General features: G+C 72.9%; 15 protein-coding genes. All 15 read left to right on the forward strand.

The window, feature by feature from the left end; genetic code table 11:
- The first annotated feature begins 361 nt into the window (after positions 1-361).
- The 15 genes from ACFV57_RS30910 (at position 362) to ACFV57_RS30980 (ending at position 13,896) form a co-directional block, all read left to right on the forward strand.
- Positions 362-1,405 carry a hypothetical protein gene (locus ACFV57_RS30910; RefSeq protein ID WP_385238965.1) on the forward strand — a complete coding sequence of 348 codons (1,044 nt, stop codon included), beginning with the start codon at positions 362-364 and terminating at the stop codon, positions 1,403-1,405.
- Positions 1,406-1,550: 145 nt separating this feature from the next.
- Positions 1,551-2,273: a Flp pilus assembly protein CpaB gene (cpaB, locus tag ACFV57_RS30915; protein ID WP_385238967.1), complete on the forward strand. Its 723-nt coding sequence runs from the start codon at positions 1,551-1,553 to the stop codon at positions 2,271-2,273.
- A 13-nt stretch (positions 2,274-2,286) separates the two neighbouring features.
- Entirely contained in the window at positions 2,287-3,654 is a 1,368-nt protein-coding gene (locus ACFV57_RS30920; RefSeq protein ID WP_385238969.1) for a CpaE family protein, read from the forward strand.
- Between the two features lie 3 nt (positions 3,655-3,657).
- On the forward strand, positions 3,658-4,056 hold the full coding sequence (locus ACFV57_RS30925; protein WP_385238971.1) for a TadE/TadG family type IV pilus assembly protein: 399 nt from the start codon (positions 3,658-3,660) through the stop codon (positions 4,054-4,056).
- Between the two features lie 23 nt (positions 4,057-4,079).
- Positions 4,080-4,526, forward strand: a complete 447-nt coding sequence (locus tag ACFV57_RS30930; RefSeq protein WP_385239045.1) for a TadE family protein — start codon at positions 4,080-4,082, stop codon at positions 4,524-4,526.
- Positions 4,523-5,860: a CpaF family protein gene (locus ACFV57_RS30935; RefSeq protein ID WP_385238973.1), complete on the forward strand. Its 1,338-nt coding sequence runs from the start codon at positions 4,523-4,525 to the stop codon at positions 5,858-5,860. Before ACFV57_RS30930 ends, ACFV57_RS30935 begins: the two co-directional genes overlap by 4 nt.
- Before the next feature lie 31 nt (positions 5,861-5,891).
- On the forward strand, positions 5,892-6,836 hold the full coding sequence (locus ACFV57_RS30940; protein ID WP_385238975.1) for a type II secretion system F family protein: 945 nt from the start codon (positions 5,892-5,894) through the stop codon (positions 6,834-6,836).
- A 46-nt stretch (positions 6,837-6,882) separates the two neighbouring features.
- On the forward strand, positions 6,883-7,785 hold the full coding sequence (locus ACFV57_RS30945) for a DUF5936 domain-containing protein (protein ID WP_385238977.1): 903 nt from the start codon (positions 6,883-6,885) through the stop codon (positions 7,783-7,785).
- 566 nt (positions 7,786-8,351) lie between these two features.
- Positions 8,352-8,516, forward strand: a complete 165-nt coding sequence (locus tag ACFV57_RS30950) for a hypothetical protein (protein ID WP_385239047.1) — start codon at positions 8,352-8,354, stop codon at positions 8,514-8,516.
- The gene (locus tag ACFV57_RS30955) at positions 8,513-9,220 is read left to right on the forward strand and encodes a pilus assembly protein TadG-related protein (RefSeq protein ID WP_385239049.1); all 708 of its coding nucleotides are present in this window, start codon (positions 8,513-8,515) and stop codon (positions 9,218-9,220) included. Before ACFV57_RS30950 ends, ACFV57_RS30955 begins: the two co-directional genes overlap by 4 nt.
- A 32-nt stretch (positions 9,221-9,252) precedes the next feature.
- On the forward strand, positions 9,253-9,834 hold the full coding sequence (locus tag ACFV57_RS30960) for a hypothetical protein (RefSeq protein WP_385238979.1): 582 nt from the start codon (positions 9,253-9,255) through the stop codon (positions 9,832-9,834).
- A 3-nt stretch (positions 9,835-9,837) separates the two neighbouring features.
- The gene (locus ACFV57_RS30965) at positions 9,838-10,467 is read left to right on the forward strand and encodes an OmpA family protein (RefSeq protein WP_385238981.1); all 630 of its coding nucleotides are present in this window, start codon (positions 9,838-9,840) and stop codon (positions 10,465-10,467) included.
- Between the two features lie 192 nt (positions 10,468-10,659).
- Positions 10,660-11,829: a HoxN/HupN/NixA family nickel/cobalt transporter gene (locus ACFV57_RS30970; RefSeq protein WP_385238983.1), complete on the forward strand. Its 1,170-nt coding sequence runs from the start codon at positions 10,660-10,662 to the stop codon at positions 11,827-11,829.
- A 66-nt stretch (positions 11,830-11,895) separates the two neighbouring features.
- Positions 11,896-12,477 (forward strand): TetR/AcrR family transcriptional regulator, encoded by a 582-nt coding sequence (locus ACFV57_RS30975; RefSeq protein WP_385238985.1) that lies wholly within the window; start codon positions 11,896-11,898, stop codon positions 12,475-12,477.
- Positions 12,478-12,672: 195 nt separating this feature from the next.
- Positions 12,673-13,896: a Cmx/CmrA family chloramphenicol efflux MFS transporter gene (locus tag ACFV57_RS30980; protein WP_385238987.1), complete on the forward strand. Its 1,224-nt coding sequence runs from the start codon at positions 12,673-12,675 to the stop codon at positions 13,894-13,896.
- Positions 13,897-13,943 lie beyond the last annotated feature (47 nt).

Consider the following 13,943-nt stretch of genomic DNA (forward strand, 5'->3'; position numbering starts at 1 on the left):
ACGTGCTGCTCTTCCTGATCGTGCGCGTACCACTGGTGCCTCCGTGGGGGGAGTTGGGCTTGGTGGTGCTGCTGCGCGTTCAGGGGCCCCTGAGCTGCTGTGGTGTTGATGTGGTGCGTGGTGCGACGTGCTGGCGTACAAGGTGGTCCAGACCAATGTCCATGTCAAGAGGTGGCGCGGAATTCGGGATTCCCCGCTGAGGGGCGGCGGGCGGCGGCAGAGGAACCGCGGTGGAGGGGCGAGGAGATGCCAAGGCGTGCGCCCAGTACTCCGGAACGTGTTCTCCGGGGCGGAACTCGTCGATAAGGTGCTGAGCCAACAGCAGTGCCGACAGCGCCAACAGCGCAGTGGGGGACGCGACGTGCCGACCGCGATTGCAGTCACCAGCGCCGACCTCGCGCTGCCCGCCACCGACCGCCAGACCCCGGCCGCCGTGGTCGTCCGCCCGCCGCACGACCAGCCGCTGGACGACGCGCTGACCGAGCTGAGCGCGGTGCTCGAACACCACGGCCACCTCGTCGCGCTCTGCTCCACCGCGTGCCCGCCCGACCACGTCCGGCGGCTGCACACCCTGCGCGCGGTCCTGGAGAGCGACCGGTTCGCGATCCTTCCGCTGAACCTGCCGCCGCTCGGCCTGGCCGTACTGGCCCACCAGCTCCGGCAGTTGTCCCTGTGCGACTTCAGCCCGGGGCTGCTGGCCTGCGCGGCCCGCCTGCTGGCCCACTACGTGCACGCGGGCGCCCTGCTGGGCAGTGTCGCCCGGCTCGACCGCATCGAGACGGATCTCCGCTCCCACCTGCGCTCCTTGGTGCCCGGCGCGCACTTCGCGGTGCTCGCCAACCCGGAGCCGCAGCTCGTCCGCCTCGACCGGCACGCCGAGCAGGCCGCCGAAGCGGGCCTGCGCCCGCCCGGCTTCGCCACCCGCCTCGCCTACGCGCGCGGCCGGCTGCCCGGCGAGTGGGTCGACGGCGTCCTGGCGCGGTCCTGGCAGGTCCAGAGCGCGTACGAGGTCCCGCTGCCCGCCGAGTCGGCGGCGTGGTGGGGCACGCACAAGGTGGTCGAGTTCGCGGCGGCCATCCCGGATCTCTCGGTGCTCTACCAGATCGTGGCGTCCGTACGGAGAGAGGAGTGCCGCTGGTGCGGTCTCGAACTCATCGGCGACCGGTGCGCGTTCTGTGCCGCGCCGACCGCAGCGCCGGCCTCCGCACCGGGTGCGGGCGGCAGTCCGGGCGCCGGGCGCCGTACGGACGGGGCGGCGCGCTCCCTCACGTCTCCGGGCGCGCCGTCGGCGGACACCGCCTCGCCCGCGTCGTCCCTGATGCGGCGCCGGGGCCTGGCCCCGGTGGCGCCGGGCGGCGTCCCCGGTCCCGAGCCGGGGCGGCGGCCGGCCGTACGGGCCCGCTGACCCCACGCGTACGGGACCGGCGCGGGGCCCGCCCGCGCGGACCACCGAGCCCCGCCCCGCACCGGCAGCGACACCGACCGCCCCGCCCGGCCCCGGCCGCCGGCACCGCCCCCGCCCGCCCCGTCCCCATCGAGGTCCCGCACTCATGAACTCACGCCAGCGCCGCGGAGTGATCCTGCTGCTCCTGTCGGTCCTGTGCGCGCTCGGCGCGTTCGTCGGCGTGCTGTCGGTGATCCGCAACGTGGAGTCCAAGGTGGGGCCAGAGCGCGCCGCGTACCGGCTCAAGGCGGACGTGGCCGCCTACCAGGCGCTCGATCCGGGGCAGTTCGAGAAGGTGGACATACCGGAGCGCTGGCTGCCGGACACCGCCGTCACCGATCTGGCCCGGGTGCGCGGGAAGATCGCCGTGACGCCGCTGCACAAGGGCTCGCTCCTCCAGGACGACATGGTCGTCGACCGTCCGGCGCTCAAGCCGGGCCAGCAGGAGATCGCCATCATGATCGACGCGGCCACCGGCGTGGCCGGGAAGATCAACCCCGGTGCCCGGGTCAACATCTACGCCACCTTCGAGGGCAAGCGCGCGGGCGATCCGCCCGTATCCAAGGTGATCGTGGCGAACGCCCAGGTCATCGACCGGGGCAAGCTGACGCCGCTGGAGAACAAGGACCCCGGCGACACCCGCCCCTCCAGCACCCGCCGGGCCACCGACGCCGTACCGATCACTTTCGCGCTGAGCACCCACGACGCCCAGCGCGTCGCCTACGCGGAGTCCTTCGCCACCCACGTACGGCTCGCCCTCGTCGCCCCCGGCACCGAGACCGCCATCCCGCCCGGCGAGCGCACCTACACCCTCGACGGCGACAAATGACCCGGAGGCACTGGTGACCATCCGCATCCTCCCGGCCGTCGGTGAACCCGACGCCGCCCGCGCCGTGTCATCGCTGCTCAGCCAGTTGCCGGGCGCCGAGCCCGCGCCACCGGTCACCGACTCCACCGCCCTGGTCAACGCCCTCGACCAGGCCGTGTCCCGGGCCGCCGCCGGGACACCGGACCTCCCCGGGCCGCCGCCCGCCGCCGTGGACGAACTCCCGGAGGTCGTCCTGGTCCACGAGCGCATCGGCCCGGTGCCCGCGCTGGAGCTGATCCGCGAGATCGCGCTGCGTTTCCCCGCCGTCGGCGTCGTACTGATCACCACAGACGCGGGTCCCGCCCTGTTCGCCGCCGCCATGGACGCGGGCGCGCGCGGCATCGTCGGGCTCCCGCTCGGCTACGACGAACTGGCCGCCCGGGTGCAGGCCGCGGCCCAGTGGGCGTCCGGCGTACGGGTCCACCTGGGCGGCGGCCACGAGGCGGCGTCCGGGCCGGCCGGCACGCTCGTCACCGTCACCGGCGCCAAGGGCGGCGTCGGCACGACGGTCACCGCCGTACAGCTCGCGCTGGCCGCGCGCGCCGCCGGGCGCAGCGTCGCACTGGTGGACATGGACCTCCAGTCCGGCGACGTGGCCTCGTACCTGGACGTGCAGTTCCGCCGCTCGATCGTCGACCTCGTGGGTATCCAGGACATCTCCGTACGCGTCCTCCAGGACGCCGTGCACGCCCACCACACCGGCCTCGGCCTGCTGCTGGCGCCGGAGGAGGGCGAGCGCGGTGAGGAGGTGGACGACCGGGCGGCCCGTACGGTCCTGGCGGCGCTGCGCTCGCGCTATGAGCTGGTGGTGGTGGACTGCGGCTCCCAGATGCAGTCCGCCGGCGCCGCAGCCGTCGAACTCTCCGACACCGCCCTGCTCGTGACGACCCCGGACGTGGTGTGCGTACGGGCCGCCAAGCGCCTCGTGCGGCTGTGGGACCGGCTGCAGATCCGCAAGGCGGAGGACACCACGACCGTCGTCAACCGCCTCACCCGTAACACCGAGATCCAGCCGCCGCTGGTCGGCAGGGCCACCGGCACACGCGTCGCCCGGACCCCCGTACCGGCCGGGTTCAAGGAGCTCCAGCCGTACGTCGACGCCGGCCGGATGCAGGACCTGGACGCCCGGTCCACGGTCCGGCAGGCGCTGTGGGCGCTGGCGGGGGAGCTGGGACTGATCGACGCGCCGGCCGCGCGGCAGGGGCGGGGCAGCCACCGCGCCCGGACATCGCTCACCGGGCGGCGCCGCAAGGCGCTGACGGCCGGGCCCGCCGCCGGGGAGCCGGGGATGCCGGGCGCGCCGGGGGCGTTCGGTCCGGCCGGCCCGTACGAGGAGGGCTGAGGGGTGCGCCCCGTACGGGCGGTGCGCCGCTTACGGCCCGGCGACGACCGCGGACAGGTCTCCGTCGAACTGCTCGGCCTCGCGCCGCTGATCCTGGTCACCCTCGTCCTGGTCTGGCAGTTCGTGCTCGTCGGCTACACGTACGCGCTCGCCGCCAACTCCGCCGACAAAGGCGCGCGGGCGGGCACCGCCACCGAGACCGGCGGCGCGGGCGCCTGCGCGGCGGCGGCCAAGAAGGACCTGCCCGGCGCGTGGGCCGGGAGCGCCGCGATCGCGTGCGCGCCCGAAGGCGGCCTGTGGAGGGCGACGGTCGGACTCAAGGTGCCGGTGCTCTTCCCCGGCGCCGGGAACTTCCCGTGGCACGTCACGGGCACGGCGGGCGCGGCGGAGGAGAAGTCGTGAGGAGTACGGGACGGGTACGCGGCATGCGGCGCGAGGCCGTGCGGGGTACGGGTACGGCGCGCGCCCGGCGGGGCGGGGGACCGCGACGGTGGCGCGACGACCGCGGCCAGGTCTCCATCGAATTCCTCGGCTTCCTGCCGATCCTGCTGATCATCGCCCTCGCCGTGATCCAGCTCGGCCTGGCCGCGTACGCCGTCCAGCAGGCCGGTACGGGAGCGCGCGCCGCCGCCCGTACGGCCACCCTCGACGAGGCCGACCGGAAGACCAGCCCCCAGGCGGCGGGCAAGGCGGCCATGAGCGGCTGGGTCGGCGCGAACGCCGAGGTCGCCACGTCCGAGGGCGGCGGTGAGGTGCTGGGGACCGCGACCGTCGAGATCCCCTCCGTCATCCCCGGCGCCGGCCCCTGGCACGCCACCCGCAGCGCCACCATGGCCCTCCCCGCGGAACCCGGAGGAACGACCGCCCCATGAGCCTCAAAGCCCGCATCGCCGCGCCGGAGGCACCCCCGGCGGGCCGCGAGGACGGCCACCTCGTCGCCGTCTACCGCGCCAAGCTGCTGGAGGAGATCGACCTCGCCGAGATGTCCGCGCTGGCCGCGGCCGAGCGCCGTACCCGCCTGGAGCGCGTCCTCGGCCACATCATCAGCCGCGAGGGCCCGGTCCTGTCCACCGCCGAACGCGCCCAGCTCATCCGCCGCGTGGTGGACGAGGCGCTCGGCCTCGGCGTCCTCGAACCGCTCCTCGAAGACGCCTCCGTCACCGAGATCATGGTCAACGGGCCCGACCAGGTGTACGTCGAGCGGCACGGCCGGGTGGAGCTCGTGCCCGTCCGCTTCGCCTCCCACGAGCAGCTCATGCAGACGATCGAACGCATCGTCTCCACCGTCAACCGGCGGGTGGACGAGTCGAACCCGATGGTCGACGCGCGGCTGCCCTCCGGGGAGCGCGTCAACGTCATCATCCCGCCGCTCGCCCTGAACGGCGCCACCCTCACCATCCGCCGCTTCCCCCGCGCGTACACGCTGCCCGAACTGATCGGCATGGGCACCCTCGACGACCAGATGGTGATGCTGCTGGCCGGGCTGGTCCGGGCCAAGTTCAACGTCGTCGTCTCCGGCCCGACCGGCGCCGGCAAGACCACGTTGCTCAACGCCCTCTCCGGCCTCATCCCGGAGGGCGAGCGCATCATCACCGTCGAGGACGCCGCCGAACTCCAGCTCCAGCAGACCCATGTGATCCGCCTCGAATCCCGGCCGCCCAACGTGGAGGGCAAGGGCCGCATCACCATCCGCGACCTCGTACGCAACTCCCTGCGCATGCGCCCCGACCGCATCATCGTCGGCGAGGTCCGCGGCGGCGAGACCCTGGACATGCTCCAGGCGATGTCCACCGGCCACGACGGCTCGCTGGCCACCGTGCACGCCAACAGCGCCGAGGACGCCCTGATGCGCCTCCAGACACTCGCCTCCATGTCCGACGTCAAGGTCCCCTTCGAGGCGCTGCGCGACCAGATCAACAGCGCCGTCGACTGCCTCGTCCAGATCACCCGGCACGCCGACGGCTCCCGCCGGATCGGCGAGATCGCCATCCTCGACTCGCACGGCCACGCCGACTACCGCATCGCCACCGTCTGCCGCTTCGAGGCCGAACCGAGCGGCGCCGACCGCACCGTACGCGGCGCCTTCCGCTACTTCCCGCTGCCGCGCCGGGTCGCCGAACGCCTCTACCTCGCCGACGAACCCGTACCCCCGGCGTTCGGCGTCGCGGCCACCACCGACCAGCTCGCCACCCGAGAAGCCTCGTAACAGCACGCCATCGGAGGACGGACCCGCGCCCATGCCCCAGGACAGCATCGCCCTGCTCACCCTCGGCACCGCCCTGATCTGCGCGGTGCTGGCCGTCGTGGGCCTGCGGCTGTACGCGAGCGGACGCGAGCGCCACCAGGCCCTCGTCGACCGGCTCTCCGACGACCACGGCCTGCCCGGCCCCGGCCACGGCCGCCGCTTCGCCGCCGTCGACCGCCGGCTGCGCGCCACCCGCCTCGGCCGCGGCCTCGAACTGCGGCTGGCCGCCACCGGCCTGGACGTGACCCCCGGCGAGTTCGTCGTCTACCTGCTCGCCGTGGTCGCCGGGGTCTGGATCGTCGCGCAGGCACTGCTGGCGCCCTTCTTCGGGCCCCTCGCGGCGGTGGCGGCCGGCTGGGCCGCGTACGCGTTCCTCAACTGGCAGCGGCAGAAACGTATCGAGAAGTTCATCAACCAGCTGCCCGAGCTGTCCCGCATCCTCGCCAACGCCACCCAGGCCGGGCTGGCGCTGCGCACGGCCCTGGGCATGGCCGCCGAGGAACTGGAGGCGCCCGCCGGGGAGGAACTGGCCAAGGTCTCCGACAAACTGGCCGTCGGCCACTCCCTGGACGACGCCCTCGACGAACTCGCCGCCCGCCTGCCCTCGCGCGAACTCGTCGTCCTCGTCACCACCCTCGTCCTGTCCAACCGCGCGGGCGGCACGGTCGTCGGCTCGCTGCGCAACCTCACCAAGACCCTGGAGGAGCGCAAGGAGACCCGGCGCGAGGTGCGCACACAGCTCTCCCAGGTCGTCGTCACGGCGTACGTCGTGCCGTTCCTCGGCCTGGGCACCCTGCTGCTGATGAACCGCATCGCGCCCGGGGCCATCGACCGGATGACGGCCACCTTCCTGGGGCAGGCCGCGGTGGTCGTGGCCTTCGCCCTGTACGCCGTCGGCTTCTTCGTGATCCGCCGTATCTCCAAGATCGACGTCTGACGGCCCCGCCGCACCCGCCTCCCTCCCCACCCGAAGGCACCCACCCATGGGAATCGCAACGACCGGACTCCTCCTCGCCCTCGCGCTCGCCGCCTCCGTGGCGGGCATCTGCTACGGCGTCGCCCTCTACCGTCGCGAGGCCAGGCTGCCGCCGGACATCGCCCTCGCCCTGGAGGTCGGCTCGTCCCGCACCACCGTCGTCGGCTCGGCGGTGGACCGGGCGGGCATGCGCTACGCGTCCCTCGTCCTACGCCTGATGGGGGGTAAGCGGGTGGCCAAGGTGCGCAGACGCATCGATCAGGCGGGCAACCCCGGCGGCCTGACCGTCGACCGCTACGCCGCCCGGCGCGCCGTCTACGGCTTCCTCGGCTTCGGCGGCGCGCTCGTCATGCTGATGCGCTCCCAGTTCCTGCTCGCCCTCCTCCTGGTCGCCTTCGGCCTCTTCTGGAACGAGGTCGGCATCTGGGCCGCCATTCGCCAACGCAAGGACACCATCGAACGCACCCTGCCCGATTTCCTCGACGTCCTGGCCGTCGTGGTCAGCGCCGGACTCGGCTTCCGCCAGGCCCTGGACCGGGTGGCCGACAAGTACGAAGGGCCCTGGGCCGACGAGCTGCGCATCACGCTGCGGCAGCTGGACATGGGCGTCAGCCGCCGTGAGGCGTTCGAGGAACTGCGCAGACGCAACGACTCCGAACAGGTGGCCCAGTTCGTCACCGCGCTCCAGCAGGGCGAGGAGCTGGGCTCGCCGATCGTCGACACGCTCATCCAGATCGCCGACGACATGCGCCGCACCGACGCGCAGAACGCCCGCCGCCGCGCCGCCCGCGCGGTGCCCAAGGCGACCATGGTCATCACCACGTTCATGGTCCCGGCCACGATGATCCTGCTCGTCGCGGGCTTCTTCCTCGGCTCCGGCACCAACTTCGGCTCGCTGATGGGCGACTGAGCGAAGCCGGGCGCCCCTGAGGTCAACTCCCGTACGCCGTGCGCTCCTTCCGCGTCTCGAATCGACCTCTGTTGGGCAAACACCCTTCGCGTACGCAACGGTATATGGCACAGTCGGCATCCGTGTGCTTCCCGGGTCCGGCCACACCGCCGGGCCCCCGGGGCGGCGGGCAACGGCGCTGTCGACGAGGACGGGCGGGGGTGGGAAGGTGCCGTCGGACGGAACGGACGTACCGGGAAAGCCGGGCGCTCGGCGCGAGCCGGGCCCGTCGGACGGGCCCGGCGGCCGGGCGGACCGAAAACGCCGGCCGAGGCTTCGATCCGCGGCCGCGGGAAAGGAATGGGGGCGGACGCCCTGTTCCGGGACCGGTGTTCCGGCGTACTTTGCTCGTGTCGCGAGCGTGCGGGTGCGCAGCGTGCTCACGTCCGGTGTACGTGCGTCCGGTGCGCGCCCTCAGGGCGCCCGCCCGTACGGCGTCGGGCCGTGCGGCGCGTGCGCGCGGGGCGACACCACGGGGGCAGACCATCCGGACCGCAGCGGCCCGGCCGCCCATGGAGGGGAACACGATGGCGAAGCGGTTGTTGGGAAACGACCGGGGACAGACCTCGATCGAGTACCTGGGCATCATCGCCGTGGTCGTGGCGATCGTGCTGGTGCTGTCGACCACGGACTTCGGCAGTCAGATCGCGACGGCCATCTCCAACAAGATCTCCGAGGTCGTGGGCATCTGACCCGGGCGGCGTTCCGCCGCCGAGCGGGGGACGCCGGCCAGGCGTTTCCCGTCTACCTCGTGGCCGTGGCCGGCCTGCTCTTCCTCGCCCTCGCCTTCTTCGCGGTCGGGCAGGCCGCCGCGACGCGCAACTCCGCCCAGACGGCGGCGGACGCGGCCGCCCTGGCCGCCGGGCAGAAGTACCGCGACCAGCTGACCGCGAAGCTCCTCGAAGCGATCCGTACGGGCGCGCCCTGGGAGGACCTGCTCGGCGGCCGTGGCGTCCCCGGCGACGAGGCGTGCGCCGACGCCCGGTGGTTCGCCGGCCGCAACGACGCCGAGGCGACGTGCACGCCCGGCTCGTACCCCACGTCGTTCGCCGTCCAGGCCGATACCCGCGGGACTGTGGGCCGTTCCGTCATCCCCGGCACCGAGAACACCCACGCCTCGGCGCGGGCCAGGGCCGTCGTCGAGCCGCGCTGCGTGGCGGGGCCGGAGCGGACACCGGCGCCGGGAGAGGGCGACGGGCCGGGAGGCGGTCAGGGCGAAAACGAGGACCCGCCCGCCGGCGATCCACCTGCCGCAGACCCGCCCGCCGGGCATGCTGCCGTGGGCCTCGTCTGCGAGGGCGGCAAGGAGTGGACCGTCGGTTCCGCCGATCCCGACGGCCCGCGCGAACCGCTGCCCGGAGCCGCCGACCTGTTCTCCGTACGCCTAGCCGAATGACCAGCCGACGACGAGCAGAGGGAATCGCATCCATGAGTACTGGGCGCCCTTCGAAGGCCACCAGGAGAGTGGCCGCCGCGGCGATCGCCGCCGGCCTCGCTCTCGTCATGAGCGGCTGCGGCGGGGAGGGCGGCGGCGGCAGCGGCGGGGACGGCAAGCCGCCGACGCGGGCCGCCGCCCCGAAGGACACCGGGCGCGGGGCCCCGGCCGCCGACGCCAAGGAGGCCATCGGCGAGGTGAAGGGGCCGGACGGGGTGGTCGTCACCCTGCACTCCGCGGTCCGGGACACCGGGGGGTTCGTCACGATCAGCGGTACGGTCACCAACAACGGCACCAAGATCTTCAACGCGATCAACTGGCGCTCCAACGAGACCGGTATGCGCTCGCGCTCCTCGGTCTCCGGCGCCACCCTGGTCGACAAGGCCGGCAAGAAGCGCTACCTGGTCCTGCGGGACACCGAGGGCGAATGTCTGTGCACCACCGGGCTGAGCGGCCTCAAACCGGGGGAGAGCCGGCCCCTGTTCGCGCAGTTCCCGGCCCCGCCGGAGAAGGTGACCGAGGTCGACTTCCAGCTGCCGACCATGCCGCCCGCCACCGTCTCGATCTCGGACTGACCCATGGCCACCACGACCGGGACCAGGACCCGTACGGCACGGGCCGCCGCCACCACGGCCGCCGCCCTCCTGCTCGCCCTCACCCCGGCCCAGCCGGCCGCGCGCGCCGACGACCCGCCCGGCGTCTCCGAGGACACCACCGCACCGGTCGAGATCGACCCGCGCGACCCCGACCTGCGCATGGTCCAGGGCGCGACCCTGGCCCCCGCCAAGGTCCTCAACATCAAGTCCATCGTCGAGACCGACGACGGCGCCGAGCGGCGGCAGGACACCAACTCCAACGTGACCTTCGCGCTCCAGGCCGAGGTCCTCTTCGGCAAGGACAGCGCCGAACTGTCCCGCGACGCGCTGTCCCGCATCGGCGCCATCGCCGCCGAGATCAAGAAGCAGCACGCCACGAGCCTGCGTGTCTTCGGCTTCACCGACAACCTGGGCACGGCCGCGCACGGCCTGGTGCTGTCCAAGGACCGCGCCAACGCCGTCCAGCGCGAACTGGCCAAGGACCTCGGCTCGGCGGTCACGTTCCAGATCCGCGGCTACGGCGAGCAGTACCCGATCGCCGACAACGCCGACGAGGAGGGCCGCAAGAAGAACCGGCGCGTCGAGGTGAGCTTTCCCCGTACGGGGTCGTAGGGGAGCACCGGCGCAACGGAGAGCGCCGAGGGCCGGCCACTTCGCCGGCCTGCCGTCCCCATGACCTCACCTTTGCTGCACCTTGGTTGCACCTGCACACGCCCGGGGCGACGCTGGCACCGGCCCGTCACACGGCCGGCCGGCCCGCTCCGGCGGGTCTGCCGCCAGCCCAGGTAAGGAACCGCCCGCGCCATGAGCACCACCCCCGCCTCCGCGTCCGCGCCGTCCGCCGCCGGAGCCGGGCCGGGGCGGCGCGGGACGCGGGGGCCGATGACGCGGCAGGAGTGGACGCGCCTCGGCGGGATGGCGGCGTTCATCCTCGCGCTGCACGTCATCGGCTGGTTCACGCTCGTGGTGCTGGTCGCACCCGAGCACTACAGCCTCGGTACGAAGACCTTCGGCGTCGGCATCGGCGTCACCGCGTACACCCTCGGCATGCGGCACGCCTTCGACGCGGACCACATCGCCGCCATCGACAACACCACCCGCAAACTGATGGGCGACGGACAGCGCCCGCTCTCCGTCGGCTTCTGGTTCTCCCTGGGCCACTCCAGCGTCGTCTTCGGCCTGGCCTTCCTCCTCTCCCTCGGCGTCCGGGCGCTGGCCGGCCCCGTACGCGACGACGATTCACCACTGCACAACATCACCGGACTCATCGGAACCACCGTCTCCGGTGTCTTCCTCTACGTCATCGCCGCCGTCAACCTGTGTGTCCTCGCCGGAGTCTGGAAGGTCTTCCGCCGGATGCGCTCCGGCCACTACGACGAGGCGGCGCTGGAGGAACAGCTCGACCGGCGCGGCCTGATGAACCGTCTCCTCGGGCGCCTGATGAAGTCGATCACCAAGCCCTGGCAGATGTATCCGCTCGGCCTGCTCTTCGGCCTCGGCTTCGACACCGCCACCGAGATCGCCCTGCTGGTCCTGGCCGGCTCCGGCGCCGCCGCCGGCCTGCCCTGGTACGCGATCCTGTGCCTGCCCGTGCTCTTCGCCGCCGGTATGAGCCTGCTCGACACCATCGACGGTTCCTTCATGAACTTCGCGTACGGCTGGGCCTTCTCCAAGCCGGTCCGCAAGGTCTACTACAACCTCACCATCACCGGCCTGTCCGTCGCCGTCGCTCTGATCATCGGCACCGTGGAGCTCCTCGCCCTCCTGGCCGACCGGCTCGCGCTCCACGGCCCCTTCTGGGACGGGCTCTCCGCCCTCGACCTCAACACCATCGGCTTCGTCATCGTCGGCCTGTTCTTCGCCACCTGGGCCGCCGCGCTGGCGATATGGAAATTCGGCCGGGTGGAGGAGAAGTGGACGGCGGGACTGCGTCCGTCCGACGCCCCGGCAGAGGACTGCGGGCCGTCCGACTGAGCGGCAGCCGCGGCGGCGCGCCCCACGTATTGAACCGAACGATCCAATACGTGTACTGTCGCCGACATGGCCCGGCCCAGGAAGTTCGACGAGGAGCGGGCGGTCGACGCGGCGATGAACGCGTTCCTGGCCGCCGGTTACGAAGCCACGTCCACGCAGGATCTGTGCGAGGCGACCGGCCTCGGGCGGAGCAGTATCTACAACACCTTCAAGAGCAAACACGACCTGTTCGAGCGGGCGCTGGACCACTACATGGCGGACCGGAACGGCGAGCTGTTCGCCCTGCTGGAGAGCGACCTGCCGGTGCGGGAGAAGCTCCGTACGCATCTGCTGCGCGTCGTCGACGAGGAGTGCGACAGCGACGGGACCCGGCGCGGGTGTCTGGTCGTGAACACCGCCATCGAGGTGGCGGCCCGGGACGAGGAGGTCGCGGGCGAGCTGGCGCGGGACTACCGGCTGCGGCTGGAGGCCGTCCGCGCCGCGATCGCGTCCGGGCAGCGGGACGGCGACATCGACGCGGACAAGGACGCGCGCACCCTCGCGCACCTGTTCATCGCGGCCGTCGGCGGCCTGCGGGTCTCCGCGCGGTGCGGTGCCGGCCGCCCGGCGCTCGAAGGGGTGGCGAAAGCGTTCATGGCCGCCTTCTGAGGGGCGGGAGCGGGCGTTTTGTGCTCGCCGGGCCGGGGCGGCCCGCATTTTTTGCGCTGGTTTTGGACTGGCCATTACATAACTGCACGGACTCCGGCGTCACCCACGGGCAGCGGTACGCGGCCGCCCGCGCGCGGCGAGGGGCGTGCCGGCAGACATGACCCACATCGTGACGAGAAACGGGAGCACCGAGTCATGCCCATAGCCGTATACCTCCTCGGGCTGGGGGTCTTCGCCCAGGGGACCTCCGAGTTCATGCTCGCGGGGCTGCTGCCCGATATCGCCTTGGACCTGGGGGTCTCCATACCGGACGCGGGGCTGCTGGTCTCCGCGTTCGCCATCGGCATGGTCGTGGGCGCGCCCGTGCTCGCCGTCGCCACCCTGCGGCTGCCGCGCCGGACGGCGCTGGTCGCGTTCCAGCTGGTGTTCGTGGCCGGGCATGTGGTCGGGGCGCTGGCGCCGGGGTACGGGGTGCTGTTCGCGACGCGGGTCGTCAGCGCGTTCGCGTACGCGGGCTTCTGGTCGGTGGCCGCCGCGACGTCGGTGGGCCTGGTGCCCGCGGGCGTCAAGGGCAAGGCCCTGTCGGTCGTCGGCGCCGGACTCACCCTCGCCACGATCGTCGGCGTACCGGCCGGCACGGTCGTGGGCCAGCACATCGGCTGGCGAGCGGCCTTCTGGGGCGTGGTGGTCCTGACCGGCGTCAGCCTGGCGACCCTGTCGGCCGCCCTGCCCGCCGGTCGCGCGACGGGGCGTGAACTGCCCTCCGTACGCCGGGAACTGCGCGGCCTGGCCCGGCCCGCCCTCTGGGTCTCCTACCTCGTGACCACCCTGAGCTTCGGCGCCGCCATCGTCACCTTCAGCTACCTGACGCCGTTGCTGACCGAGGTGAGCGGCCTGCCGGCGGGCGTGGTGCCGGCCGTGCTCTCGCTCTACGGCGTCGGCGGACTCCTCGGGATGACGCTCGGCGGCCGTACCGCCGACCGCAGCCCGCTGCGCACCCTCTTCCTCGGCGTCGGCGGGCTGACCGCAGCCTCGGCCCTGCTCGCGCTGACGGCGGGCAACCCGGCCGTGGCGATCGTGCTGGCGTTCGTCCTCGGCCTGACCGGCTACGTCACCAACCCGGTCCTCCAGTCACGGGTGTTCACCCTCGCCCCGGACGCGCCGACGCTGGCGCCGTCCGTCAACACCTCCGCCTTCAACGTCGGCATCACCCTCACCCCGATGCTGGGCGGCATGACGATCGACGCGGGCCTCGGCTTCACCTCGGTGGCCTGGGTGGGCGCTGCGGTCGGAGCCGTCGCGCTGGTCGCGGTGCTCTGGGCGGCCGTGATGCAGCGTCGGGGGACGGTTCGTACGGTGGCGGCCCGGATGCCGGACTCCGCCCCTGCTGCGGTGAAGTCCACGGTGTCGCTGCACTGAGGCGGGGGAGCGGGGCGTCCGTCCTCGGACGTCCCGGAGGCCGGCCG

It is taken from the genome of Streptomyces sp. NPDC059788 (assembly GCF_042732265.1).
Taxonomy (GTDB): domain Bacteria; phylum Actinomycetota; class Actinomycetes; order Streptomycetales; family Streptomycetaceae; genus Streptomyces.

Coding starts and splice junctions, on each gene's coding strand:
- cpaB (WP_385238967.1), top strand. CDS start 1,551: ATGAACTCACGCCAGCGCCGCGGAGTGATCCTGCTGCTCCTGTCGGTC.
- ACFV57_RS30930 (WP_385239045.1), top strand. CDS start 4,080: ATGCGGCGCGAGGCCGTGCGGGGTACGGGTACGGCGCGCGCCCGGCGG.
- ACFV57_RS30935 (WP_385238973.1), top strand. CDS start 4,523: ATGAGCCTCAAAGCCCGCATCGCCGCGCCGGAGGCACCCCCGGCGGGC.
- ACFV57_RS30940 (WP_385238975.1), top strand. CDS start 5,892: ATGCCCCAGGACAGCATCGCCCTGCTCACCCTCGGCACCGCCCTGATC.
- ACFV57_RS30945 (WP_385238977.1), top strand. CDS start 6,883: ATGGGAATCGCAACGACCGGACTCCTCCTCGCCCTCGCGCTCGCCGCC.
- ACFV57_RS30950 (WP_385239047.1), top strand. CDS start 8,352: ATGGCGAAGCGGTTGTTGGGAAACGACCGGGGACAGACCTCGATCGAG.
- ACFV57_RS30960 (WP_385238979.1), top strand. CDS start 9,253: ATGAGTACTGGGCGCCCTTCGAAGGCCACCAGGAGAGTGGCCGCCGCG.
- ACFV57_RS30965 (WP_385238981.1), top strand. CDS start 9,838: ATGGCCACCACGACCGGGACCAGGACCCGTACGGCACGGGCCGCCGCC.
- ACFV57_RS30970 (WP_385238983.1), top strand. CDS start 10,660: ATGAGCACCACCCCCGCCTCCGCGTCCGCGCCGTCCGCCGCCGGAGCC.
- ACFV57_RS30975 (WP_385238985.1), top strand. CDS start 11,896: ATGGCCCGGCCCAGGAAGTTCGACGAGGAGCGGGCGGTCGACGCGGCG.
- ACFV57_RS30980 (WP_385238987.1), top strand. CDS start 12,673: ATGCCCATAGCCGTATACCTCCTCGGGCTGGGGGTCTTCGCCCAGGGG.